Origin of the sequence: Mycobacterium sp. URHB0044 (genome assembly GCF_000620625.1) — a bacterium.
GTDB lineage: Bacteria > Actinomycetota > Actinomycetes > Mycobacteriales > Mycobacteriaceae > Mycobacterium.
This window is the reverse complement of the sequence record NZ_JIAW01000001.1, coordinates 589,926-613,890: the sequence shown is the minus strand read 5'-3', so window position 1 is coordinate 613,890 and position 23,965 is coordinate 589,926. Positions and strand designations below refer to the sequence as shown.

The 23,965-nt window shown below is 68.0% G+C and carries 23 protein-coding genes; 14 read left to right on the top strand and 9 right to left on the bottom strand.

What is annotated here, in order from left to right; genetic code table 11:
• Positions 1–12: 12 nt before the first annotated feature.
• From rpsR to N536_RS0102945, 6 genes are all read right to left on the bottom strand, one after another.
• A complete protein-coding gene (gene rpsR, locus N536_RS0102970) occupies positions 13–276 on the bottom strand; it encodes a 30S ribosomal protein S18 (protein WP_029112244.1) in 264 nt (87 codons plus the stop codon).
• A 33-nt stretch (positions 277–309) separates the two neighbouring features.
• Complete coding sequence (locus tag N536_RS0102965; RefSeq protein ID WP_029112243.1) at positions 310–819, bottom strand: single-stranded DNA-binding protein; 510 nt, start codon at positions 817–819, stop codon at positions 310–312.
• Between the two features lie 90 nt (positions 820–909).
• Complete coding sequence (rpsF, locus tag N536_RS0102960) at positions 910–1,200, bottom strand: 30S ribosomal protein S6 (protein WP_029112242.1); 291 nt, start codon at positions 1,198–1,200, stop codon at positions 910–912.
• A 120-nt stretch (positions 1,201–1,320) separates the two neighbouring features.
• A complete protein-coding gene (locus N536_RS0102955) occupies positions 1,321–2,994 on the bottom strand; it encodes a glycosyltransferase family 87 protein (RefSeq protein WP_051574186.1) in 1,674 nt (557 codons plus the stop codon).
• Positions 2,991–5,474 (bottom strand): transglycosylase domain-containing protein, encoded by a 2,484-nt coding sequence (locus tag N536_RS0102950; RefSeq protein ID WP_029112240.1) that lies wholly within the window; start codon positions 5,472–5,474, stop codon positions 2,991–2,993. The genes N536_RS0102955 and N536_RS0102950 overlap by 4 nt, the downstream gene beginning before the upstream one ends.
• Positions 5,467–5,889 (bottom strand): DUF5318 family protein, encoded by a 423-nt coding sequence (locus tag N536_RS0102945; RefSeq protein WP_029112239.1) that lies wholly within the window; start codon positions 5,887–5,889, stop codon positions 5,467–5,469. The genes N536_RS0102950 and N536_RS0102945 overlap by 8 nt, the downstream gene beginning before the upstream one ends.
• A gap of 111 nt (positions 5,890–6,000) precedes the next feature.
• Here N536_RS0102945 and N536_RS0102940 point away from each other — a divergent pair, with 111 nt between their 5' ends.
• The 11 genes from N536_RS0102940 (at position 6,001) to N536_RS0102890 (ending at position 16,734) form a co-directional block, all read left to right on the top strand.
• On the top strand, positions 6,001–6,867 hold the full coding sequence (locus tag N536_RS0102940; RefSeq protein WP_029112238.1) for a DUF1707 domain-containing protein: 867 nt from the start codon (positions 6,001–6,003) through the stop codon (positions 6,865–6,867).
• A gap of 113 nt (positions 6,868–6,980) precedes the next feature.
• Positions 6,981–7,535, top strand: coding sequence for a PadR family transcriptional regulator (locus N536_RS0102935; RefSeq protein ID WP_029112237.1), 555 nt, complete (start codon positions 6,981–6,983; stop codon positions 7,533–7,535).
• Between the two features lie 49 nt (positions 7,536–7,584).
• The gene (locus N536_RS0102930; protein WP_029112236.1) at positions 7,585–8,679 is read left to right on the top strand and encodes an inositol-3-phosphate synthase; all 1,095 of its coding nucleotides are present in this window, start codon (positions 7,585–7,587) and stop codon (positions 8,677–8,679) included.
• 97 nt (positions 8,680–8,776) lie between these two features.
• Positions 8,777–9,676 (top strand): alpha/beta fold hydrolase, encoded by a 900-nt coding sequence (locus N536_RS0102925; RefSeq protein WP_029112235.1) that lies wholly within the window; start codon positions 8,777–8,779, stop codon positions 9,674–9,676.
• Between the two features lie 41 nt (positions 9,677–9,717).
• Entirely contained in the window at positions 9,718–9,864 is a 147-nt protein-coding gene (locus N536_RS42515; protein ID WP_197040047.1) for a hypothetical protein, read from the top strand.
• Positions 9,865–9,978: 114 nt separating this feature from the next.
• Positions 9,979–12,051, top strand: coding sequence for a PhoX family phosphatase (locus tag N536_RS0102915; protein ID WP_029112234.1), 2,073 nt, complete (start codon positions 9,979–9,981; stop codon positions 12,049–12,051).
• Positions 12,052–12,061: 10 nt separating this feature from the next.
• Complete coding sequence (locus N536_RS0102910) at positions 12,062–12,850, top strand: LLM class F420-dependent oxidoreductase (protein WP_029112233.1); 789 nt, start codon at positions 12,062–12,064, stop codon at positions 12,848–12,850.
• Between the two features lie 56 nt (positions 12,851–12,906).
• On the top strand, positions 12,907–13,596 hold the full coding sequence (locus N536_RS37255; protein WP_036435031.1) for a GntR family transcriptional regulator: 690 nt from the start codon (positions 12,907–12,909) through the stop codon (positions 13,594–13,596).
• A 69-nt stretch (positions 13,597–13,665) separates the two neighbouring features.
• Positions 13,666–15,417 carry an ABC transporter substrate-binding protein/permease gene (locus tag N536_RS0102900; RefSeq protein ID WP_036435310.1) on the top strand — a complete coding sequence of 584 codons (1,752 nt, stop codon included), beginning with the start codon at positions 13,666–13,668 and terminating at the stop codon, positions 15,415–15,417.
• Complete coding sequence (locus tag N536_RS0102895) at positions 15,417–16,157, top strand: amino acid ABC transporter ATP-binding protein (RefSeq protein ID WP_029112231.1); 741 nt, start codon at positions 15,417–15,419, stop codon at positions 16,155–16,157. The genes N536_RS0102900 and N536_RS0102895 overlap by 1 nt, the downstream gene beginning before the upstream one ends.
• A 112-nt stretch (positions 16,158–16,269) precedes the next feature.
• Complete coding sequence (locus N536_RS0102890) at positions 16,270–16,734, top strand: MarR family winged helix-turn-helix transcriptional regulator (protein ID WP_029112230.1); 465 nt, start codon at positions 16,270–16,272, stop codon at positions 16,732–16,734.
• Here the strand turns inward: N536_RS0102890 and N536_RS0102885 are convergent, their stop codons facing one another.
• Positions 16,735–18,075 (bottom strand): hypothetical protein, encoded by a 1,341-nt coding sequence (locus N536_RS0102885; RefSeq protein ID WP_029112229.1) that lies wholly within the window; start codon positions 18,073–18,075, stop codon positions 16,735–16,737.
• 53 nt (positions 18,076–18,128) lie between these two features.
• Here N536_RS0102885 and N536_RS0102880 point away from each other — a divergent pair, with 53 nt between their 5' ends.
• On the top strand, positions 18,129–18,794 hold the full coding sequence (locus N536_RS0102880) for an SDR family oxidoreductase (protein WP_029112228.1): 666 nt from the start codon (positions 18,129–18,131) through the stop codon (positions 18,792–18,794).
• Between the two features lie 56 nt (positions 18,795–18,850).
• Here N536_RS0102880 and leuS read toward each other — a convergent pair whose 3' ends face one another.
• Positions 18,851–21,694 (bottom strand): leucine--tRNA ligase, encoded by a 2,844-nt coding sequence (gene leuS, locus N536_RS0102875; RefSeq protein WP_029112227.1) that lies wholly within the window; start codon positions 21,692–21,694, stop codon positions 18,851–18,853.
• A gap of 229 nt (positions 21,695–21,923) precedes the next feature.
• Between leuS and N536_RS0102870 the strand changes: the two genes are divergently transcribed.
• Entirely contained in the window at positions 21,924–22,871 is a 948-nt protein-coding gene (locus tag N536_RS0102870) for an LpqN/LpqT family lipoprotein (protein WP_029112226.1), read from the top strand.
• A 42-nt stretch (positions 22,872–22,913) separates the two neighbouring features.
• On the top strand, positions 22,914–23,252 hold the full coding sequence (locus N536_RS0102865) for a hypothetical protein (RefSeq protein WP_029112225.1): 339 nt from the start codon (positions 22,914–22,916) through the stop codon (positions 23,250–23,252).
• Positions 23,253–23,301: 49 nt separating this feature from the next.
• Here N536_RS0102865 and N536_RS0102860 read toward each other — a convergent pair whose 3' ends face one another.
• Positions 23,302–23,907: a YqgE/AlgH family protein gene (locus N536_RS0102860; RefSeq protein ID WP_029112224.1), complete on the bottom strand. Its 606-nt coding sequence runs from the start codon at positions 23,905–23,907 to the stop codon at positions 23,302–23,304.
• Between the last annotated feature and the right edge of the window lie 58 nt (positions 23,908–23,965).

Below are 23,965 nucleotides of genomic sequence, written 5' to 3'. Positions count from 1 at the left end.
TTCCGTCTCGATCTAACGCGTCGCCGAGCTGAACGGGAGCAACGCGACCTCACGGGCGTTCTTCACCGCGATCGCAATGTCACGCTGGTGCTGCACGCAGTTGCCGGTCACCCGACGGGCACGGATCTTGCCGCGCTCACTGATGTAGGTACGCAGCAGCGCCGTGTCCTTGTAGTCAATGTTCACTCCCTTGCCCTTCTTGGAGCAGAACACGCACTTGCGGGTCTTGACCGGCTTATCGGGCGCAGGCCGCCGCTTGGTGTTGGTCTTTGGCATGAGTCTTTCTTCCTTGCTTCGCTAAATGGTTTGTCAGAAGGGGGGTTCTTCGTCGGCGCCGCTGAACGAGCCGGAAGCAGGCGCGCTGCCCCACGGATCGTCCTTGGGCGGCTCCGCGGCACGCGAACCACCGCCACCGCCGCCACCGAACCCGCCGCCACCGCCACCGCCGCCGCCGCGGCTGGCCTTGTTGACCTTGGCCGTGGCGTAGCGCAGAGACGGACCGATCTCGTCGACCTCGAGCTCGACGACGGTGCGCTTCTCGCCCTCGCGGGTCTCGAACGAACGCTGCTTGAGCCGCCCGGTGACGACCACCCGCGCACCGCGGGTGAGGCTCTCGGCGACGTTCTCGGCCGCCTCGCGCCAGATGTTGCACCGGAGGAACAGCGCTTCGCCGTCCTTCCATTCATTGGTCTGACGGTCGAACGTCCGTGGCGTCGAGGCCACGGTGAAGTTCGCGACCGCGGCGCCGGACGGCGTGAACCGCAGTTCCGGGTCGGCGGTCAGATTTCCGACGACGGTGATGATCGTGTCACCAGCCACGGGGATCCTCCTGAGGATTTTCGGCGTACTCGAAGTAGCGGTCGCAGGCGAGCCTACGGAACAGCTGCGACGAGCACGCGCCGTTGGTGACTAGTGCTTGTCGGTCCGCATGACCTTGGTCCGCAGCACGGACTCGTTCAGGCTGAGCTGACGGTCCAGCTCGGACACCGTGGCCGGTTCGGCCTTCACGTCGATGACGGCGTAGATGCCCTCACCGTGCTTGGCGATCTCGTAGGCCAGCCGGCGCCGTCCCCAGATGTCGACCTTGTCGACGGAACCGCCATCCTTGCGGATCACGTTCAGGAACGTCTCCAACGACGGGGCTACAGTCCGCTCGTCGAGGGTTGGGTCAAGAATGACCATGATTTCGTATGGACGCATGGAAACCTCATCACCTCCTGTGGTCATGTACGGCCACGGACAATCCGTGGCAGGAGTATCGCCTGCGTCGGCAACCGGCCCAGGCTACCTGAAGAGGCCGTCACCAGCGAAATCGTCGCCTCAGGAGGCCGACGTCAACTCCCGTTCGGGTTCGGCCGGGGACGGGCGCTGCACCTGCCGTTGGTCGGCGGGCCGCAGCCACGACGGCAGCCAGCGCGGCGGGTCGTCGGCCGCGCCGTCGAACACCCCGCCCGACGGATCGTCGACCCGGCCGTGATCGCGCACCAGGTCCAGTTCGTGCCGGTAGATCTGGCGAATCACCAACGCGCACAACGCCATCACCGCGACGTCACGCACCAGGACGGTGGTGGTGAACCACTGCTCCGGTAGCCCCATCTTCTGCTCGCCGTACAGGTACAGCATCCGGGGAATCCACACCAACGCGTCGACCGTCATCCATGCCAACAGGATTCGCCGGTGCGGCAACGCCAGGGCCGCCAGCGGCACCAGCCACAGCGAGTACTGCGGACTCCACACCTTGTTGGTCAGCAGGAACGCGGCCACCACCAGGAACGCCAGCTGCGCCAGGCGCGGCCGGCGAGACGCGGTGAGCGCGACGTAAGCGATGCCGCCACAACACAATACGAACAGCACCGCGGAGACCGAGTTGAGGATCGTCGGCGGCTCCCAGAACCCCAGGTTCTGGTCGAACCCGCGCCAGCCGGTGAACGACTTGACCACGTTGTACAGCGAATCCATGTCGTCGCCGCGGCGAGTGTTGAGCCGGAAGAACTCCGACCACCCCCGGGGGAAGAGGACGAGCACCGGCAGGTTCACCGCCAGCCAGGTCAGCACCGTCGCGATCGCGGCCTTGCCCACGTCGCGCATCCGACCCGTGCGCAGCGCCAGGATCAGCAGCGGTACGAACAGCAACAGCGGATACAGCTTGAGTGCCACGCCGACGCCAATCAACACCCCGGCAACCACCGGTTTTCGCCGAGACCAGGCCAGCAGCGCACCGACCGCCGCGGCCGTCGCCAAGGCGTCGAAGTTGGTGAAGATCTGAAAGATCAGCACCGGCGAACCCGCCACCACGGCCGCGTCCCAGATCCGACGGCCCGACAACCGTGCCGTCGCCCACACCGTGGCCATCCACGCCAGGGCAAGGCCGAACGCCGCGATGTTGAAGAACATCACCACCTCGGCGAGGATCGGCACGGCCACCAGCTTGGTCAACGCGGTGTAGGTCTTGGCCAGCGCCATCGACACGTACTGGTAGAGACCGGTGAGCACCGGATACTCCATGTACCGGATCGCCGGGCTGCCGTCGTACTGCGTGCGAGGCAGACCGTTCCCGTCGGTCTCCACCCAGCTCGACTTGTACGGAAACTTCCCCTGGCTCAACAACTCCGCCGTGTACAGCGGCACCGTGTCGGAGTAGCAGAGTTCGTAATACGCGCGCTGGTTCTCCCACACCGCGACCCGCTGATCGGCGGTGCCCGACTCCGTCGACTGCAGGCACGCCGCCTTCGTCGTGTAGCCGAGCGCGAGGAACACCAGCGCGATGAGCAGCATCGCCCGCAGCGGCGTCAGGAACCGTGCACGTCCGATCAGCGCGTGCTTGCCGACCGGACCGCCGATCACATTGGACAGCGCCGCACCCAGCACGTCGGTCCGGCTGGGCAGGTCGCGGTCGTCCGCGCCGCGGAGGTCTTCGGCCAGGGGAGCTGGCGATACGGTCGCTGCTAGGGGCTCCGGCGATACCGTTGCCCGACTTGGCTCGTCGCCCGTCACGGCGGCGGAAGCGGCGCTGTCGCGGTCGGAGTGGGAACCGCGTTCGGGTCGACGGGCACGCCCGGCGGCGGAGGCGGAGGGGCCGTGATGGTGGTCGGTGGACCGAACGGGATCGTGATGCCCGGCGCGATGTCCAGCGTCGGCTGGATCACCGTCTCAGAGGGCGGCGGCGGAGGCGGAGGCGGTGGCGGCGCGACCACCGGAGGGCCTGCGTAGCCGCCGATCTCGGTCGGCTTCGGGAAGGTCTCGTTGTCCGTGTCCTTGAGCGCGCCGTCCATCGTCGCCTTCCAGATGTCGGACGGCAGGCCGGACCCGTAGACCGCCGCGCCACCCGACGTCTGCAGTGGCTTGGTGCCCTCGGTGGTGCCGACCCACACTGCCGTCGACAGCGACGGGGTGTACCCGACCATCCAGGCGTCCCGGTTGTCGCCGGTGTCCCCGAGCTGGACGGTGCCCGTCTTGGCCGCCGACTGCCGCCCGCCCGCCAGGTTGTGGCCGCGCGACCAGCCGGCGATCGGCAGCATCGCGGAGGTCACGTTGTCGGCGACGGCCTTGTCGATGCGCTGCTCACCGGAGTTGTCCTGCGTCGACGCGTCGAACAGCACCTGACCCTCGGAGTTGACCACCTTCTGCACGAAGTGCGGCCGGTGGTACACGCCCGACGCGGCAAGCGTGGCGTACGCGGACGCCATGTCGATCGGGCGAACCTGGTACTGGCCCAACACGACTCCGTTGTTGGGTGGGCCGCCCTTGCCGTCCTCTGACAGCGTGTGCTCCACGCCGGGGAAGCTCTCGGCGATGCCGGCCTTGTGCGCGGCGTCGGCGACGTCGGACGGTCCGTTCTTCAGCTTGAGCATCAGCCGGTAGTACGCCGTGTTCAGTGACCGCTTCAGCGCCTCGGCGACGTTGCAGGTGCCGCAGCCCTCACCCTCGACGTTGGTGATCGTGACGCCGTTGAGCGTGACCGGCGAGCTGTCGACCTGATAGCCCAGCCCGATGCCCTGCTGCAGCGCCGCCACCAACGCGAACACCTTGAACGACGAGCCGGCGGGCAGGCCGGCCTGCGCGAAGTCGAACCCGTTGGCGTCGGTGCCGCCGTAGTACGCCTTCACCCCGCCGGAGTGCGGGTCGATCGACACGACGGCCGAGCGCATGTCCGGATCCTGGCCCTCCAGGTTCTCCGTCACCGCCTCCTCGGCGGCCTTCTGCGCCTTGGGGTCGATCGTCGTGGTGACCTGCAGCCCCTCGGTGTTCAGGGTCTGCTCGTCGATGTCGAACAGGTCGAGCAGCTCCTTGGTGACCTGCCGTTCGATCAACCCGTTGGGCCCGGTGGTCTGATTCTGCGCGCGCGCCTGATCGGGTGACACCGTCGGCGGAAAGACCTGCGCCGCACGGTCGGACGGCGACAGCGCACCCATGGTGACCATGCCGTCGAGCACCCAGTTCCACCGCTCGGCGGCGCCATCGGGGTCGACGGCCGGGTCGAGCGTCGACGGCCGCTGGATCAGCGCGGCCAGCAGCGCGCCATCGGCGACGGTGAGCTGCTCGACCGGTTTGTCGAAGTACGCCTTCGCCGCCGCGGAGATGCCGTAGGCGCCGCGACCGAAGTAGATGATGTTGAGGTACGACTGCAGCACCGCGTCCTTGGACCACTGGCGCGACATCTTCGTCGAGATGACCAGTTCCTTGGCCTTGCGGACCACGCCGCCAAGACCGGAGCGCGCGTCACCGACCAACGCGTTCTTCACGTACTGCTGGGTGATCGTCGAACCGCCCTGCAGGTCGCCACCGAAGATGTTGTTCTTGAACGCGCGGGCGAACCCGGAGAACGAGAAGCCGGGGTTGGTGTAGAAGTCGCGGTCCTCGGCGGCCATCACGGCGTCGCGGACATGCACCGGGATCTGGTCGATGTCGACGTCGACCCGATTGCCTTCTGGCGGAACGATCTTGGCGAGTTCACTGCCGTCGCTGGCGAGGATCGTCGACACCTGAGCGGTGCGGATGTCGCCGGGCTTGGGCACGTCGACGATCAGGTACGCCATCGCGAACGTCACGATGGGCAGCACCAGCATCATGGCCGCGACCAGGTACAGGCTGCGGCGCACCCACTTCCAGTTGATCTTGGTGCCGGCGGGGCGCGGCTCCGGCGGTCCGCCACTGGGCGGTCCACCGCCGGGAGGAGGCCCGCCACGGCCGGGCGGCGGGCCGAACGGGGGCTGCTTGGGTGGCGGCTTGCCGTCGAGGACCGCCTTGACGACGTCGACCTGATCGCGCATCCGGGGATCACCAGCCGGCGGAACGGCAGGCAGCACCATGGTCCTGCGGTCGTCGGGCGGCGTGGGTGGCCTCGGCGGCCGACGGTCCGCGTCGTGGCGAGGCGGCGGAGCGGGACGGCCGTCGGCGCCGTCGTTCACACCGCCAGCCACGGGCCCGCCCTGGACGTCGTCGGCTGACCTGCTGTGGCGCCCTTCGCTATTCACTGGCCGTACGCGCGCCAGAGCGCGCCGCCCGAGTGCCGCGCGCCTTTGGAGGTCGGGGAGCGCCGAGCACATATGACTTGACCAGGTGATTCCACTCGCAGGTTCGGCATACCTCCACCACGTGTACCGCGAATTCATCGAAGCGGGTCGCCAGCATCACCAATTCCTCGCTGCTGCGGGCCGATCCGGAGACCGCGCCCAAGTGCTCGCCGAACACCCACGACACCAGCGTGAGTTGTTCCTTCCGGCAGATCGGGCACATCACCGTACTGGGCTTGCCGTGGAACTTCGCTGCGCGCAGCAAGTAGGGATTGGCGTCACAGACCTCCGAGACACCCGTGCGTCCCGAGTACACCTCGGCCAGCAGGGACCGCCGCTTGAGCGCGTAGTCCACCACCTGTCGCTGCAATCCCACGTCGACCAGAGTACGTCGACCCCTGCGGCGCGGAGGCGCGACTCCGGTCACGCGGGCGCCGTATCGCCATCTGGTCTGCGGCAATGGCACGTCAACTCCTACGATCTCCTGGTGGCGACACGGCAGACAGCAGGAACGCGGGCGAAGGACTCCGACCGCAATGACACGTGCAGGATCCTCGACAACGCCCTGAGCGAGGGCCAGCTGTCGATGACCGAGCACGGCGAGCGGGTCAAGGCCGCCACCAACGCAGCCACGCTCGGCGAACTGCAGGACCTGGTGTCCGACCTCCAGAACTCCAACGCACCGGTTCAGCTGCCCAACCTCAAGAAGGTCTCGCGGTTGTCGGGCAGCGGGGGCAGCGGCCTCGGATTGCGGCTCGCGACGGCCGGCGTGCTGGTGGTGCTCGGCATCGCCATCGGCTGGGGGCTGTACGGGAACACGTCGTCGCCTTTGAGCTTCCAAACCGATCCAGGGGCCAAGGCCGACGGCATCGAGCCCCGCGTCGTCACGGCGCCACGTCAGCTGCAGTCGTTGGGCGGTCTGAATGGACTGCTGGAACAGATGCGCCAACGGTTCGGCGACACGACGGGCTACTCGTTGGTTATCTATCCCGAATACGCCGTCCTCGCCCGCGCCGACCCCAAGGACGAGCGGAGAGTGCTGCGCTACACCTACCGCGGCGGCTTCGATGACCCGTCGACGTCCGCCAAGAGCGAGGACGACGTCGTCGTCGACCTCGGTGCCTTCGACGTGAAGACGGCCGTGGCGACACTGCGCGGAGCGCCGAAGATGACCGGAATGGAGGAGTCCGACGTGCAGAGGGAGAAGACGTACCTCACCGTCGACCCGACGCGCGAGCCCCAGGCCCCGGGCGAGCTCACCCTGCGCGCCAACGTCACCAGCGAGTTCGGCAACGGTTCGGTGACCTTCGCCGCCGACGGCACGATCAAGAGCATCGACCCCGTCGACGCCTAGACGCGACCTCGAACGTCCCCTTTTGTGGCACCGATGTAGCGGTGCATATATCGGCGCGATACAATTCGTGGAGGTGTTGAGTCGTCGTAGCGACCGAGTAAGGGGGTGGATCGATGCTGGAACTCGCAGTCCTGGGACTTCTGCTCGAATCGCCCATGCACGGTTACGAGCTGCGTAAACGCCTGACCGGCCTGCTTGGAGCGTTCCGGGCGTTCTCTTACGGTTCGCTGTACCCCGCGCTGCGCCGGATGCAGGCCGACGGGCTCATCGTCGAAGATGCCGCCCCCGTCGGAGCGGTCAAGGTGCGGCGCGCACGCCGCGTCTACCAACTGACGGACGCCGGCAAGCAACGGTTCGCCGAACTGGTCGCCGACACCGGTCCGCAGAACTACACCGACGACGGCTTCGGCGTCCACCTCGCGTTCTTCAACCGCACACCGGCCGAGGCCAGGATGCGCATCCTGGAGGGTCGCCGGCGTCAGGTGGAGGAACGTCGCGAAGGTCTGCGTGAAGCCATCGCGCGGGCAAGCAATTCACTCGACCGCTACACCCGCCAACTGCATCAGCTCGGCTTGGAATCCAGCGAGCGTGAAGTCAAGTGGCTCAACGAGCTCATCGCGGCCGAACGCGTGGCCCAAGGGCCCGCGGACCAACAGCCCCAGCCCTGAGAAGTAACCAGCACCCGAACGTCCAGAAGTAGAAGAAGGAGAACGTCCCATGTCGTTGACGAACGAGGCGACCGCCTCGAACGAAATCCGGGTCGCCATCGTTGGCGTCGGCAACTGCGCGTCCTCGCTGGTTCAGGGTGTGCAGTACTACCACGACGCCGACGAGAACAACACCGTGCCCGGCCTGATGCACGTGCGTCTCGGCAAGTACCACGTCCGCGACGTCAAGTTCGTCGCCGCGTTCGACGTGGACGCCAAGAAGGTCGGCTTCGACCTGTCCGAGGCCATCTTCGCCTCCGAGAACAACACCATCAAGATCGCCGACGTGCCGCCCACCAATGTCACGGTGCAGCGCGGCCCGACCCTCGACGGCATCGGCAAGTACTACTCCGAGACCATCGAGGTTTCCGACGCCGAGTCCGTCGACGTGGTTAAGGCGCTCAAGGACGCGAACGTCGACGTCATGGTGTCCTACCTCCCGGTCGGCTCCGAAGAGGCCGACAAGTTCTACGCGCAGTGCGCGATCGATGCGGGCGTGGCCTTCGTCAACGCACTGCCCGTGTTCATCGCGTCGGATCCGGTGTGGGCCAAGAAGTTCGAGGATGCCGGCGTGCCGATCGTCGGCGACGACATCAAGAGCCAGGTCGGCGCCACCATCACCCACCGCGTGATGGCGAAGCTGTTCGAGGACCGCGGCGTGCAGCTCGACCGCACCATGCAGCTCAACGTCGGCGGCAACATGGACTTCCTCAACATGCTGGAGCGTTCGCGGCTGGAGTCGAAGAAGATCTCCAAGACCCAGGCCGTCACCTCCAATCTGCAGCGTGAGTTCAACACCAAGGACGTGCACATCGGCCCGTCCGATCACGTCGGCTGGCTCGACGACCGCAAGTGGGCCTACGTCCGGCTCGAGGGCCGCGCCTTCGGCGACGTGCCACTGAACCTGGAGTACAAGCTCGAGGTGTGGGACTCCCCCAACTCGGCAGGCGTCATCATCGACGCGGTGCGCGCGGCGAAGATCGCCAAGGACCGTGGCATCGGTGGTCCCGTCGTCGCCGCGTCGGCCTACCTGATGAAGAGCCCGCCGAAGCAGCTGCCGGACGACATCGCCCGCACGCAGCTCGAAACCTTCATCGAGGGCTAACTCTTCGTTCCCGAGACTGCGGGGAGATCGCGTATCCGATTGGAATCGCGATCTCCCCGCAGTTTCGGCGTCTGGGGTGGTGAGTAAGGTCCGATCCGTGGTCAACGACGACGAATTGGTGGGCCTCGACGAGTTCGGCCTGCTGCCCGAGAACGCCGAGCAGATCGGCGCGAGCGCGCTGCCTCCCGTCGAGCGCATCGAGGCCGGCCCGATCAGCGCGCTCAAGTGGGGCACCGAACCCCCGGAGGTCGTGTTCCTGCACGGCGGCGGTCAGAACGCGCACACCTGGGACACCGTCATCCTCGGACTCGGCGTGCCCGCGCTGGCCGTCGACCTGCCCGGCCACGGCCGTTCCGCGTGGCGCGAGGACGGTGACTACGGCCCCAAGCTCAACGCTGACACGCTGCGGCCGGCGCTTCGCGAATGGGCACCCACCCGGCGGCTGGTCGTCGGGATGTCGCTCGGTGGGTTGACCGCGCTGCGCATCGCCGCGACCGAACCCGGGCTGGTGCCAAAGCTGGTTCTCGTCGACGTCACGCCGTCCGCTCCGGCCCGCCACGAGGAGATGACGAAGGCCCAGATGGGCCCCGTCGCCCTGGTGAACGGCGAGCGCAGCTTCCCCTCGTTCGAGGCCATGCTCGACGTGACGATGGCTGCCGCACCCAATCGTGACCGTAAGTCCTTGCGGCGCGGCGTCTTTCACAACTCCAAGCAGCTCGACGACGGCACATGGACCTGGCGTTACGACTCGTTCCGTACGGATACCCACCTTGAGGGTTTCGAGGGCTTGTGGGACGACGTCGCGGCGATCACCATGCCGACCACCCTGGTGCGCGGCGCCAACTCGTACTTCGTCAACGACGAGGACGCCGCCGCATTCGCCAAGGGCGCGCCCGGTTTTCAGCGCACCATCGTCGTTCCGGATGCCGGCCACTCGGTGCAGGGTGACCAGCCCGCCGCACTGGTGGAGATCCTGCGCGGAGTGCTCGACGCCTGAGCGCGCTTTTCGTCGGACGCCGATTCGGGTAGTCGAGTGTGATGACCGAGCCCAACACGGCCCCGAACGAACCGGCCGAACCGCTGAGTCCCGCCGAGACCCCCGAGCGCCTCGTACCTGCCGAAACGCCGGAACGCCTGACGCCCGCGGAACCGGCGGAACCCGGCACGCCCAGCGAGTCGCGCTGAGTCCGTCCACCTTCCGTTCACCGATTGCTTGACAGCTGATCAACAGCCTGCCGTAACTTTCCGACGGTCCGGCCACAGCCCCGGCCGGTGATCGTCGGAAGGAATCCCCACGTCATGGCGCTCGTGCCGCTGAACCTGTTCGTCACCCACAACGGCCGTTCGTCGCGCCAGCGCGTCACGTGCCGGTACAAGTGCGGCGACGCGTGCTCGCATCCGGCACCCAACGCCAGTGACAATGAGTACTTCGGTGATATTGCGCGGCAAGCACTTTCGCGTCGCACAGCGCTACGAGCCGGTGCGGTGACCGTGTTGGCCGTCGGCGCTGGATCGGCGCTGGCCGCCTGCTCCGGCAACGACACCCCCGCCGCGACACCGACGAGCGACACCCCGGCCGCGCCCGTCACGCCGCCCGGCATGAACTTCACCGCCGTCGCGCCCAACACGGAGGACGCCGTCGTCATCCCCGACGGCTACCGGCAGTCCGTCGTGATCCGCTGGGGCGACCCGGTGCTGCCGGGCGCCCCGATGTTCAACGTGAAGGCGCAGACCGCGGCCGCGCAGCGCCAGCAGTTCGGCTTCAACAACGACTTCGCGGGCCTGCTGCCGATCGACGGCGTCAAGGACCACTACCTGCTGGTGGTCAACCACGAATACACCACCGAACAATTCATGTTCCCCGGCTACGACCCGGACAAGCCGACCCGCGAACAGTTCGACATCGGCGTCGCCGCGCACGGCATGGCGGTCGTGGAGGTCGAGCGCACGCCGGACGGCCTGCGGCCCGTGATCGGCCGGTACAACCGCCGGATCACGGCCGACACGCCGTTCACCCTGACGGGTCCCGGCGCCGGTGCCGACTTCGTCAAGACCGCTGCCGACCCGACGGGTCGCACTGTCGCCGGCACGTTCGCCAACTGCGCGGGCGGCGTCACGCCGTGGGGCACCGTGCTGTCGGGCGAGGAGAACTTCCACAGCTACTTCGGTGCGGCCGAGGGCTCCATGCCCAGCCCCGCCGTCGCCGACCGGGACAAGCGTTACGGCATCAAACCCGAACCGACGGAACGCAAGTGGGAGACCTTCGACGCGCGGTTCGACGTCGGCAAGTCGCCCAACGAGGTGAACCGCTTCGGCTACGTCATCGAAGTCAACCCGTGGGATCCGGCGTCGGTACCGGTGAAGCACACCGCCCTCGGCAGGCTCAAGCACGAGGGCGCCACCATCTACGTCACCGGCGACGGCACCGTGGTGTCCTACCTCGGCGACGACGAACGCTTCGACTACATGTACAAGTTCGTGTCCAGTAAGAAGGTCCAGCCAGGACACGACGCCGCCGCGATGGCCAACAACCTGTCGATCCTCGACGAGGGCACGCTCTACGTCGCGAAGCTCTCCAGCGACATCCCCGCAACGGAGATCGACGGGTCGGGCACGCTGCCGTCGTCGGGATCGTTCCGGGGCAGCGGCACGTGGATTCCGCTCCTGAAGTCCGGCCCGAACGGAACCGGTGAGTCACTCGTCGGCGGCATGACGCCGCAGGAGGTGGCCGTGTTCACCCGGCTGGCCGCCGACAAGGCCGGCGCTACCAAGATGGACCGGCCGGAGGACTTCGAGGCCAACCCGAAGACCGGCAAGGTCTACGTCGCGCTGACCAACAACGACGAGCGCGGCGCCCCCGGGGAGGCGGCACCCGACGCCGCGAACCCCCGCAACGACAACAAGAGCGGGCAGATCCTCGAACTCACCGACGAGCACGCAGGCACGTCGTTCACCTGGGAGCTGCTGCTGGTGTGCGGCGACCCGGCTGCCGCCGACACCTACTACGGCGGGTTCGACAAGACGAAGGTCAGCCCGATCTCGTGTCCGGACAACCTCGCCTTCGACCGGCACGGCAACCTGTGGATCTCCACCGACGGCAACGCGCTGGACTCCAACGACGGACTGTTCGCGGTCGCCCTCGAAGGGCCCAACCGCGGCGAGACCCGCCAGTTCCTCACCGTTCCGCTCGGCGCCGAGACGTGCGGGCCGGTCATCACCGACGATTTGGTGACGGTATGCGTGCAACATCCGGGCGAGAGCGACGAGAACAGCCTCGACGACCCGTTGTCGCGCTGGCCAGAGGGCGGCAACGGCACCGCGCGGCCGGCGGTGGTGGCGGTGTGGCGCGACGGCGGCGGAATCGGCGTCTAGCGTGGCGGACATGACCTTCCCCATCCGCATCGGCGTGCAACTGCAGCCACAACATTCCCCGCAATACGGCCACATCCGCGACGCCGTCCGGCGCTGCGAGGACATGGGCGTCGACATCGCGTTCAACTGGGACCACTTCTTCCCGCTCTACGGCGATCCCGACGGCGCGCACTACGAATGCTGGACGATGCTGGGCGCCTGGGCAGAGCAGACCTCGCGCATCGAGATCGGCGCGTTGGTGACCTGCAACTCCTACCGCAACCCGGAGCTGCTTGCCGACATGGCCCGCACCGTCGACCACATCTCCGACGGTCGACTGATCCTGGGCATCGGCTCGGGCTGGAAGGACAAGGACTACGTCGAATACGGCTACGACTTCGGAACCGCGGGCAGCAGGCTCGACGATCTCGCGGGCGCGCTGCCGCGCATCAAGTCGCGGTTGGGCAAACTGAATCCTGCACCAACGCGCGACATCCCGGTCCTCCTCGGCGGCGGCGGTGAGAAGAAGACGCTGCGCCTGGTGGCCGAATACGGCGACGTGTGGCACTACTTCGTCGACCGCGAAACGTATCCGCACAAGGCGGAGGTGCTGGCCCGGCACTGCGCGGACGTGGGCCGCGACCCCGCCACGATCGAGCACTCGGCGGGTGTTGAGGGCGACGACGTCGACGCGCTTCTCGAGGAGGCCAACGCGCTGCTCGGGCTCGGCGTCACGACCTTCACGGTCGGAGCGAATGGCCCCGACTACGACCTCGGCAAGGCCGAGGCGCTCTGCCGTTGGCGCGACGAACGCGCCTGAGGAGAAGCGTCCGAAGCCGTCCGATCGCGGCGGTGGCGTGAGAAACTGACCGCGCCATGCCCAAGAAGTACGGGGTCAAAGAGAAGGACCTGGTCGTCTCCCACGTCGTGACACTGGTCCTGACGGGCAAGTTGCGCTCCGGAGATCGGTTGGACCGCAACGAAATCGCCGCTGAACTGGGCGTCAGCCGGGTGCCGGTCCAGGAAGCAGTGGTCGCCCTCGAGCACGACGGCGTGCTGTCGACGCGCTACCACCGCGGCGCGTACGTGGAGCGCTTCGACGACGACGTAGTCCGCGAAACCCATGAGCTCTACGGGGTGCTCAACGGCCTGGCATCGGCGCGCGCCGCCACCGCAGCCGACCCCAAGGTGCTCGACGGGCTTCGCACGCAGCTGGACGCGTTGCGGGCCGGCGTGGAGTCGCGCACGTTCCACGAGATCGCGTTTCGCTACCGCCAGCTCATCAACGAGGAGTACGCCGGGCCGCAGTTGCGCGCCGCGATCAGGTCTTCGCGGACGCTGATGCCGCGCGGCTTCTGGACGGCATACCTGGGCAGCCACGACGAACTGCTGCCGTTCTACGAGGCCGAGACCACCGCGATCGGCTCTCGCGATCCCGCCGCCGCACAGGCCGCGTGCGTCGGAAGGGCCGAGGTCATGGGCCGCATCATGCTGGCCGAACTGATCCGGCGCCGCGTGCTCGCGCCGCCAGCCGTCACTCCGCAGGAGCCGTCGATTACGTTCTGAGTGAGTCCAGGCCGTGGCCCGCGCAGCGCCGGACGCTACGTTTTGAAGATGGCCCGGATCGGCAAGACGATGGTCGCTGCGCTCGTCGCGCTCGTGGTGTTCGGCATGGGATCCGCCCCGCCCGCGGGCGCCGACGGCGACCAGTGCGCCCCGCCAGGACTGCAGAGCGCCAGCGCGCTGCCCACCAACCTGGCCGCAGCCGCGAAGGGTCCCGGGGAGGACAAGTACACCACCCCGACGGTCGTTCCGCTCGGCTCGATCAATCCGGGTGCACTGCGACTGGCCACCCCCGGCGTGCTGACCGTCGGCACGCTGTCGGACGCGCCGCCGAGCATCTGCATCAACGCCCAAGGGCAGTTCACCGGGTTCGACAACGAACTGCTGCGCGCGATCGCCGGCAAGATCGGCCTGCAGGTCAACTTCGTCGGCACCGAGTTCTCGGGACTGCTGGCGCAGACGGCGTCGGCGCGGTTCGACGTCGGCTCGTCGTCGATCACCACCACCGACGCGCGCCGACGCACCGTCGGCTTCACCAACGGCTACGACTTCGGCTACTTCTCGCTAGTCGTCCCCAACGGCTCCGCCATCACCGGCTTCGACAAGCTGGCGGCGGGCCAGCGGATCGGCGTCGTGCAGGGCACCGTGCAAGAGGCCTACGTCGTCGACACCCTCGGGCTCGACCCGGTGAAGTTCCCGGACTACAACACCGTCTACGCCAGCCTGAAGAGCCGTCAGATCGACGCCTGGGTGGCCCCGTCGCAGCAGGCGCAGGGCACGGTCCAGCCGGGCGACCCCACGCAGATCATCGAGAACACCTTCAGCCTGGACAACTTCGTCGCCTACGCGGTCGCCAAGGAGAACACCCCGCTGATCGATGCGCTCAACTCCGGGCTCGACGCGGTGATCGCCGACGGGACGTGGGCGAAGCTGTACTCCGACTGGGTGCCCCGCGCGCTACCGCCCGGCTGGAAGCCCGGTTCCAAGGCCGCGCCGCCGCCGCAGCTGCCCGACTTCGCCGCCATCGCCGCCAGCCGCGCGCCCGCCGAATCATCCAGCACCGCACCGAAATCCACGCTGTCTCAGCTGAAGGACGCGTTCCTGGACTGGGACCTGTACAAGGCGGCCATCCCCGACCTGCTCAAGACCGGCCTGCCCAACACGCTGATCCTCACCGTCAGCGCCAGCATCATCGGGCTGATCATCGGCATGGCGTTGGCCGTCGCGGGCATCTCCCGATCGCGGTGGCTGCGCTGGCCCGCCCGGGTGTACACCGACGTGTTCCGTGGGCTGCCCGAAGTGGTGATCATCCTGCTCATCGGTCTTGGCGTCGGACCGGTCGTCGGATCGCTCACCGGCAACAATCCGTACCCGCTGGGCATCGCGGCGCTCGGGTTGATGGCAGGCGCCTACATCGGCGAGATCTTCCGCTCCGGCATCCAGAGCGTGGAGGCAGGCCAGCTGGAGGCGTCGCGCGCGCTGGGCTTCAGCTACTCGGCGTCGATGCAGCTGATCGTCATCCCGCAGGGCGTGCGGCGCGTGCTGCCGGCCCTGGTCAACCAGTTCATCTCGCTGCTCAAGGCGTCGTCGCTGGTGTACTTCCTCGGTCTGGTCGCCAGCCAGCGCGAGCTGTTCCAGGTCGGCCGGGACCTCAACGCGCAGACCGGCAGCCTGTCGCCATTGGTGGCCGCGGGTCTGTTCTATCTGCTGTTGACGATCCCGCTGACCCATCTGGTCAACTTCATCGACGCCAGGCTGCGGCGTGGGCGGCCGCCCGGTGACGAAGATCCGCTCGAGCTGTCCACGTCGCAGGAGATGATCTGATGACCACGGCAGTGAACCCGGTGTCGCTCAGCGGCAGCGACATTCACCTGGCATTCGGCCCGAATTCGGTACTGCGCGGCGTCGACATCGACGTGCCCGCCGGCACCACCGCCGCGGTGATCGGTCCGTCGGGATCCGGCAAGTCGACGTTGTTGCGGACGCTCAACCGGCTCTACGAACCGGACCGCGGCGACATCCTGCTCGACGGGCGCTCCGTGCTCAAGGACGATCCGGATCAGCTGCGTCAGCGCATCGGCATGGTGTTCCAGCAATTCAATCTCTTCCCGCACCGCACCGTGCTCGACAACGTCACGCTGGCGCCCCGCAAGCTCAAGCGGCTCGCGGTCGACGAGGCGCGCGAGCTCGGACTGGCGCAGCTGGAACGGGTCGGCTTGAAACACAAGGCCGACGTGCGGCCCTCGACGCTGTCGGGTGGACAGCAACAGCGCGTAGCGATCGCACGGGCACTCGCGATGTCGCCTCAGGTGATGTTCTTCGACGAGGCGACGTCGGCGCTGGACCCCGAGTTGGTGAAGGGCATCCTGGCGTTGATGGCCGACCTCGGGTCGGACGGGATGACCATGGTGGTCGTCACCCACGAGATGGGCTTCGCCCAGTCGGCGGCCGACGCCGTGGTGTTCATGGATCACGGCGTGGTCGTCGAGTCCGGACCGCCCGAGCGGATCTTCGAGGGTGCCGAAACCGACCGGCTGCGGCAGTTCCTCGACCAGGTGCTTTGACGCTCGAGCAACGTGATGGCATGCGCAGTCACGTGCGCATGAGCGCCAGTTCCGGGCAGAAAAATCGCATGTTGAGGTTCTGGCAGGCAATGACAGGTTAGACTAGCGAATTATGGTAGAGACGGAACCGCAGGTCACTGAGCTGGCCGGGGAGCTGCAACAGGTGCTCTCCAAGCTGTTCTCCGTGCTGCGTCGCTCAGACCCCCATCGCAGTGCCGCGGATAGCGGAGCCGATCTCACCCTGGCCCAGTTGTCGATCCTGTTGACCCTGCTCGATCAGGGGCCGATCCGGATGACCGAATTGGCCGCACACGAGCGCGTGCGCACCCCCACGACGACGGTCGCGATCCGGCGGCTGGAGAAGCTCGGACTGGTGAAACGCTCCCGTGATCCGTCCGATCTGCGGGCCGTCCTGGTCGACGTCACCCCGCGCGGATTGGTTCAGCATCGGGAGGCGCTGGCCACCCGGCGGGCAACGCTCGCAGGCCTGCTGCGCAAGCTCAGCGACACCGACCGGCAGGCGCTGTCCGACGCCTTGGCGCCGCTGGCGCGGCTCGCCGAGCAAACAGCGGACTAGCTACCCCAACCAGTCCAGCACGGCTGCGGCCGTCCACGACTGCTGCATGCTGCCAAGCGGCTCACCCGTGAACGGTTCGTAGTATTCGGCGAAGGTGCCGTCGCTGGCCTGCCGCAGCCCCTCGCGCCGCAGGCTCAGCGAGCGCTCGGACCAACCGCGGCGGGCGAAGCACCACGAGAACAGCCACGTCATCACGGGCCAGACCGGCCCACGCCAGTACTCCCGCGCGCGGAAGTCGCGCGACACCGGTGACGTCGACGGGATCAGCGAGTACTTGAGGTCGGGGTGCCCGCAGAACCGCGGCCCGTCGAACAGGCGCAGCAGCGCGCGTTCCTGGTCGTGCGGCAGCCCACCGCACAGCAGCGGCGCGAACTGGGCGACGGTTTCGGTGGCCACGTAGCGTTCGGCACGGACGTCGTAATCCCTTGCGGCGCCGGTTCTTTGGTTGGCCGTCTCGACGACGCCGGTGCGGAACCGCTCGGCCCAGGAGTAGAGGTCGCGGACGTCGGCGTTGGGCCGTTTGTAGTCCTCCCCGATCTCGGCGAGCACCGTGCAGGCGACCGAGAGGATGGCCGACACGAACACGTCCTCGACGGCGAAGCTCATCACCTTGGGCAGCAGGTCGTCGTCGTAGCGGACGGACTTCATCTCCTCGACCAGCCACAGGTACCGGTCGTACTCGACGTCGGACGGACGCTGGCTGGCGTCGGTCACGATCGCGTTGTCCTCGCGCTGGTATTCGGGCACCGCGCCGGGAATCACGTTGGCGTACGCGCTATCCCAGCGCGGCGAGTTGTCCATGCCGGACTCCCAGCCGTGGTACAGCGTGACCCGGCCGCGCGTGTTCGGGTCACGCGCCTCTGCCAGCCAGCGGTGCCAGCGCACCAGATCCGACCACCGACGGTCGAGGAACGCCTCGGCGACCGAGCGCGTGGAGCGGCCGCGGGTGCGGGCGTGGTCGAGGATGCGTTGCACGGCGATGGCGTGGACGGGCGGCTGGGTGATGCCCGACGTGTGCCGAACGCGCGGGGCGTTGGCCGCCAGCGCCGAGCATGCCCACCTCGCGGGGCCCGGGAAGTACCCGTCGACACCGTTGGCGAAGACGATGTGCGGGATCATGCCGTTGCGCCATTGCGCGGACAGCAGCGTGTCGAGTTCGACGACCGCCCGTTCCACGCTGAGCGGGGCGAGCCCGATGGACACGAACGCGGCGTCCCAGCTCCACATGTGCGGGTACAGGAGCGGGGCGGCGGTGGTCATCACGCCGAGGTCATTGCCACGCAGGAGATAGGCGGCGCGGGCCGCGAGTTGCGTGGGCGCGAAGCTGGGATCGGGAGGCATTTGTTCAATGATGCGACGCCGAAGCGAACTATGCAGGTCGGTAGTGTGTCGGCGTGCCGACCGCAATGATTACGGGAGCGGGCGGCGGGCTCGGAGCCGCCATCGCCACCGCCCTGGCTCCCACCCACACGCTGCTACTCGCCGGCCGCCCATCGGACCGCCTTGACGCGCTGGCGGAGCGACTCGGCGCCCCCACCTGGCCGTTGGACCTCACCGATGAGGCCAGCATCGAGGCCGGGGCCGAAGTGCTCACCGACCTGGACGTGCTGGTCCACAACGCGGGGGTGTCCTTCCCCGGGCGGGTGGCCGAATCCACCGTCGACGAGTGGCGGGCCACGCTCGAGGTCAACGTCGTCGGCGCGGTCGCGCTCACCCTCGCTCTGCTGCCCGCCCTGCGCAGCGCCCGTGGGCACGTCGTCTTCATCAACTCCGGCGCAGGACACAACGCGTCGCCCGGGTTGGCGTCGTACTCGGCGAGCAAGTTCGCGTTGCGGGCGTTCGCCGATTCGCTGCGGGCCGACGAGCCCGAGCTGCGCGTCACCTCGGTGCATCCCGGTCGGATCGCCACCGACATGCAGCGCGACCTCATCGCCTACGAGGGACGCGAGTACGTGCCCGAGAACTTCCTGCAACCCGACACCGTCGCCGCGGTGGTGGCGCAGGCGGTGGCGACGCCGCCCGATGGGCACGTGCACGAGGTCGTCATCCGCCCGCGCTGAGGGCGATTTCGGCGTGATCCGTCGCCCTCAGCGTTACGCAGCACGCCGAAATCCCGCTAGACGACGAGGTTGACCAGCTTGCCTGCGACGACGATGACCTTCTTCGGGGTGGCGCCGTCGAGGAACGCGGCGACCTTCTCGTCGGACAGCGCGGCGGCCTCCACCAGGTCGGCGTCGGCGTCGGCCGCGACGGTGATGCGTCCCCGCACCTTGCCGTTGACCTGCACGGGGTATTCGACGGTGTCCTCGACCAGATAGGCGGGATCGGCCTGCGGGAACGGTCCGTGCGCCAGCGACGTGTCGTGGCCGAGCCGCCGCCACAACTCCTCGGCCAGGTGCGGCGCCAGCGGCGCGACCATCAGCACCAGTGGTTCGATGGCCGCGCGGGCGGTCACGCCTTCCTTGGTCAGGTGGTTCGTGTACTCGATCAGCTTCGCCGCAGCGGTGTTGTTCCGAAGCGCCGCATAGTCATCCGCGACGCCGGCGATGGTGCGGTGCAGCAGTCGCAGCGTCTCCTCACCGACGGCCTCGTGGTCGGCCACCCGTTCGGTGCCGGTGGCCTCGTCGACCACCGTGCGCCACACGCGCTGCAGGAAGCGGTACGCCCCGACGACGTCCTTGGTGGCCCACGGCCGCGACGCCTCCAGCGGGCCCATCGACATCTCGTAGACGCGCAGCGTGTCCGCGCCGTACTCGTCACAGATCTCGTCCGGTGACACCGAGTTCTTCAGGCTCTTGCCGATCTTGCCGAACTCCTGGTTTACCTCGGAGTCCTGATAGAAGAACTTCCCTTCGCGCTCAACGACTTCGGCCGCGGGCACGTAGGAGCCGCGGGCGTCGGTGTACGCGAACGCCTGGATGTAGCCCTGGTTGACCAGCCGCCGGTACGGCTCGCGAGAGCTGACGTGGCCGAGGTCGTACAGCACCTTGTGCCAGAACCGCGAGTACAGCAGGTGCAGCACCGCGTGCTCGACGCCACCCACGTACAGATCCACGCCACCCGGGTCGTGCGCGCCGTGCTCGGCCGGACGCGGACCCATCCAGTACGCCTCGTTCTCCTTGGCGCAGAACGTCTCCGAGTTGTGCGGGTCGGCGTAGCGCAGCTCGTACCAGGAACTGCCCGCCCACTGCGGCATGACGTTGGTGTCGCGGGTGTAGGGCTGCAATCCGTCGCCGAGATCGAGTTCGACGTGCACCCATTCGCTGACCTTGCCCAACGGCGGCGACGGCTCGCTGTCGGCGTCGTCGGGATCGAGCTGCACCGGCGAGTAGTCGGGGATGTCCGGAAGTTCCACGGGCAGCGCGGATTCCGGCAGCGGATGGGCACGACCATCGGCGTCGTAGACGATCGGGAACGGCTCACCCCAGTAGCGCTGCCGCGCGAACAGCCAGTCGCGCAGCTTGTACTCGACGCGAGCCCGGCCGCGGCCACCCGCCTCCAGCCGCGTGACGATGGCCTCCTTGGCCGACGCGATGCTCAGCCCGTCGAGCTCGCCCGAGTTCACCAGCACGCCGTCGCCGTTGAACGCGGCCTCCGACACGTCGCCCCCGCTGATGACCTCCACGATGGGCAGCCCGAACTCGGTTGCGAACTCCCAGTCGCGCTGATCGTGTCCAGGCACCGCCATGATCGCGCCGGTGCCGTAGCCGATCAGCACGTAGTCGGCGATGAACACCGGAATGCTTTGGCCATTAACGGGATTGGTGGCGTAGGAGCCGGTGAACACACCGGTCTTGGTCTTGTTCTCCTGCCGCTCCAGATCGGACTTCGCCGCGATCGACGACCGGTAGGAGGCCACCGCTTCGGCGGGTGTCGCCGCGCCGAACGTCCACCGCGCGTCCACGCCGGTGGGCCACTCGGCGGCGGCGAGCGACTCGACCAAGGGATGCTCCGGCGCCAGCACCATGTAGGTGGCGCCGAACAAGGTGTCCGGCCGCGTGGTGAAGACTTCGATGTCACCGGCGTCGGTGGCGAACTGCACCTCCGCCCCGGTGGACCGGCCGATCCAGTTGCGCTGCATGGCCTTGACCTTCTCCGGCCAGTCCAGGACTTCCAGGTCGTCGAGCAACCGGTCGGAGTACGCGGTGATCCGCATCATCCACTGCCGCAGCCGCTTCCGGAACACGGGGAAGTTACCGCGGTCGCTGCGACCGTCCGACGTCACTTCCTCGTTGGCCAGCACCGTGCCCAACCCGGGACACCAGTTCACCACCGAGTCGGCCCGGTAGACCAGCCGGTAGGAGTCGACGACGTCGGCTCGCTGGTCCGGCGTCAGGTCCGACCACGTGCGGCCGTCCTCGAGTAGCCGTGCACCCGAATCGAACTCCGCGATCAGTTCGGCGATCGGCCGCGCCTTGTTGGCCGCGGTGTCGAACCAGGCGTTGTAGATCTGCAGGAAGATCCACTGTGTCCACTTGTAGAAGTCGACGTCGGTGGTGGCGAAGCTGCGGCGCGCGTCGTGGCCGAGGCCAAGACGGCCCAGCTGGCGCCGGAAGTTGACGATGTTGGCTTCAGTCCGCGTGCGGGGATGCGTGCCAGTCTGCACCGCGTATTGCTCCGCAGGCAGGCCGAAGGCGTCGAATCCCAAGGCATGCAAGACATTGCGGCCGGTCATCCGGAAGTACCTGGCGTACACGTCGGTGGCGATGTAGCCGAGCGGATGTCCGACGTGCAGACCCTCGCCCGACGGGTACGGGAACATGTCCTGCACGAACATCTTGTCCGCAGGCACCGTGCCACCGTCGGTCGGAGCCAGCGTCCCGACCGGATTCGGCACGTTGAACGTGCCCGACCGCGCCCATGTCTCCTGCCAGGCGCGCTCGATCTCCCCGGCCAAATCCGCGTTGTAGCGGAACTGCGGGGTGTCCGAGGCGTCGGAGGCGCCGTCCTGATCGGTCACGTGAACAGGGTAGTCAACGGGCCAAACGGGGCCGTCGGCACGCCATGTGGCCCGGGTCACGCAGCTGCGGCAACGGGTTGATCTCGGTTCCGTTGCAGACCGGTCAGCGCATGGTTGCGAGTCGATCCCGGCCCTGGTGGCTGCCCCTCGGGCGTGGATACAGTCGGCGCCTGGCCGGGGCACGCATGCCCGACTTTGATCCAGGAGAGTTCGGAAGGACGCACGTCAGATGTACGAACATGCCCGCCGCTGGGGGCTTCTGGCAGGAGGTGTGGCCGCCGGCGTGGCCGGCGTCGTCGGCTTTGCAAGCACCACCGCCTCGGCCGAGCCCACCCTGCCGCAACCCGCCTTGCCCGCACCCGCCGTGCCCGCACCCGCAACGGTGACCCAGACGATCACGGTGCAGGCCGGTGCGCCCACCGCGCCGGTCGGAACGGCGGCAGTGCCTGCGGCAGCACCAGCAGCGGCAGCACCAGGCGTCCAGCCGGCCGCCGGTCTGAGCGTTCCTGCCGCGGTCGCCCCCGTTGCCGCGCCGTCGACGATCGTGCCTGCCGCCTCCGGGACCATCATCGACTACCTCAAGGAGCACAACGTCGGCCTCGAGCCGCAGGTCGCCAACGACTTCAAGGCGCTGACGATCGTGCTGCCGATGCCCACCGGCTGGAGCCACGTACCCGATCCGAACGTGCCCGACGCGTTCGCCGTGATCGCCGACCGCGTGGGAGGCGACGGGCTCTACACGTCCAACGCCCAGGTCGTCGTCTACAAGCTGGTCGGTGACTTCGACCCGAAGGAAGCCATCAGCCACGGCCTGATCGACAGCCAGCAGCTGCCGGCGTGGCGTTCCACCGACGCGTCGCTCGCCGACTTCGGTGGCATGCCCTCCGCGGTGATCGAGGGCACCTACCGGCAGAACAACATGACGCTGAACACCTCCCGCCGCCACGTCATCGCGACCTCCGGCACCGACCGCTACCTGGTGACGCTGACGGTCACCACCAGCGCGCAGGTGTCGGTCGCCGCGGGCCAGGCCACGGACGCCATCGTCAACGGATTCCGGGTCACCTCGCCCACCGCGCCGGTCCCGCCGGTACCGGCGGCGCCTGCCGCGGTAGCTCCGCTCGCGGGCCCGGCTGCGCTGCCAGCACTGACGCCGGTGGTCGGGCTGCCCAGCTGACCCAGGCCGCCACCGCGTCGGCGGCCCCGTATTGTGTGGCCCATGCTGATTGCCGCGGTGCTGTGCCTGTGCGCCGCCGTCGCGGTCGCAGGACTGGGCCTGTGGCTGTTGCTCCGTCCGCGGTCCAGCGACCCGGTGCGGCAGGTGTTGCGCACCGTCGCGCCCATCCAGTTGGCGGCCGCAGCCATGCTGGCCGCCGGCGGGATCGTGGCGCTGTCGGTGCGGCCGGAGACCGGCCTACTACTAGTGGGAATTTGCGTCGTCGGCGCCGTCGGCACCGTCGGCGCGGGCTGCTATCAGAGCGCCAAGGTCGTGGCGAACCAAGAGGCTGCAGCCAGCTGCGCGGGTACCTGCGCATCCTGCACACTGTCCTGCCACTGAGGTAGGCCCGCCGAACACATTGCAGCAGAAGCGCTTTCGCGCCGAACGCCTAGTTACGGCTCACGTCGATCGGATGCGTCGCCAGTAGCGACAGCGGCAATGGCTGTCGACGCAGCACCCGCGACCACAGGTCCACCCGGGGTTCGACCAGAACGTCGGACGGCATGGCAGACAACACGATCCAGTCGTCGCGCTCGATCTCGCCGTCGAGCTGGCCGATGGTCCAGCCGGAGTAGCCGGCGTAGATCCGCACCCCCTCGACCAAGGGGGCGATCTCGTCGGGTTCGGCGTCCAGGTCCACCATGACCATCCGGCCCTGCACGTGGCGCAACCCGGGCACACCGGCGGGGTCGGTGCCGACGCGCAGCGTGGCCAGGCACAGCGCGGCATCCCGCTTGACCGGCCCGCCGATGAACATCGTCTTCGGCTTGGTGGCCAGCTTCGCCCACTGCGGAAGGACGTTGTAGACGGCGGTCTCGCTGGGGCGGTTCAGCACCACGCCGAGCGTGCCGCCGTCGTTGTGCTCGACCACGTAGATGACGCTGCGCCGGAACGTAGGCTCGAGCAGATCGGTGTTGGCAAGCAGCAGCGTTCCCGCACGTACGCGAGGCACGGAGGGAGCGATGAAGTCCTCCGGGTCGTCTGAATGCGCCACCCCTCCATCATGTCACCAGCACCGCCCCGACGTGGCGAACGGGCACGGCCTGCCGGGA

What these genes read in the sequence shown, in the direction of transcription:
- rpsR (WP_029112244.1), bottom strand. Translation starts at nt 276, where the DNA reads ATGCCAAAGACCAACACCAAGCGGCGGCCTGCGCCCGATAAGCCGGTC.
- rpsF (WP_029112242.1), bottom strand. Translation starts at nt 1,200, where the DNA reads ATGCGTCCATACGAAATCATGGTCATTCTTGACCCAACCCTCGACGAG.
- N536_RS0102935 (WP_029112237.1), top strand. Translation starts at nt 6,981, where the DNA reads ATGCTGGAACTCGCAGTCCTGGGACTTCTGCTCGAATCGCCCATGCAC.
- N536_RS0102930 (WP_029112236.1), top strand. Translation starts at nt 7,585, where the DNA reads ATGTCGTTGACGAACGAGGCGACCGCCTCGAACGAAATCCGGGTCGCC.
- N536_RS42515 (WP_197040047.1), top strand. Translation starts at nt 9,718, where the DNA reads ATGACCGAGCCCAACACGGCCCCGAACGAACCGGCCGAACCGCTGAGT.
- N536_RS0102915 (WP_029112234.1), top strand. Translation starts at nt 9,979, where the DNA reads ATGGCGCTCGTGCCGCTGAACCTGTTCGTCACCCACAACGGCCGTTCG.
- N536_RS0102910 (WP_029112233.1), top strand. Translation starts at nt 12,062, where the DNA reads ATGACCTTCCCCATCCGCATCGGCGTGCAACTGCAGCCACAACATTCC.
- N536_RS37255 (WP_036435031.1), top strand. Translation starts at nt 12,907, where the DNA reads ATGCCCAAGAAGTACGGGGTCAAAGAGAAGGACCTGGTCGTCTCCCAC.
- N536_RS0102900 (WP_036435310.1), top strand. Translation starts at nt 13,666, where the DNA reads ATGGTCGCTGCGCTCGTCGCGCTCGTGGTGTTCGGCATGGGATCCGCC.
- N536_RS0102895 (WP_029112231.1), top strand. Translation starts at nt 15,417, where the DNA reads ATGACCACGGCAGTGAACCCGGTGTCGCTCAGCGGCAGCGACATTCAC.
- N536_RS0102890 (WP_029112230.1), top strand. Translation starts at nt 16,270, where the DNA reads ATGGTAGAGACGGAACCGCAGGTCACTGAGCTGGCCGGGGAGCTGCAA.
- N536_RS0102885 (WP_029112229.1), bottom strand. Translation starts at nt 18,075, where the DNA reads ATGCCTCCCGATCCCAGCTTCGCGCCCACGCAACTCGCGGCCCGCGCC.
- N536_RS0102870 (WP_029112226.1), top strand. Translation starts at nt 21,924, where the DNA reads ATGTACGAACATGCCCGCCGCTGGGGGCTTCTGGCAGGAGGTGTGGCC.
- N536_RS0102865 (WP_029112225.1), top strand. Translation starts at nt 22,914, where the DNA reads ATGCTGATTGCCGCGGTGCTGTGCCTGTGCGCCGCCGTCGCGGTCGCA.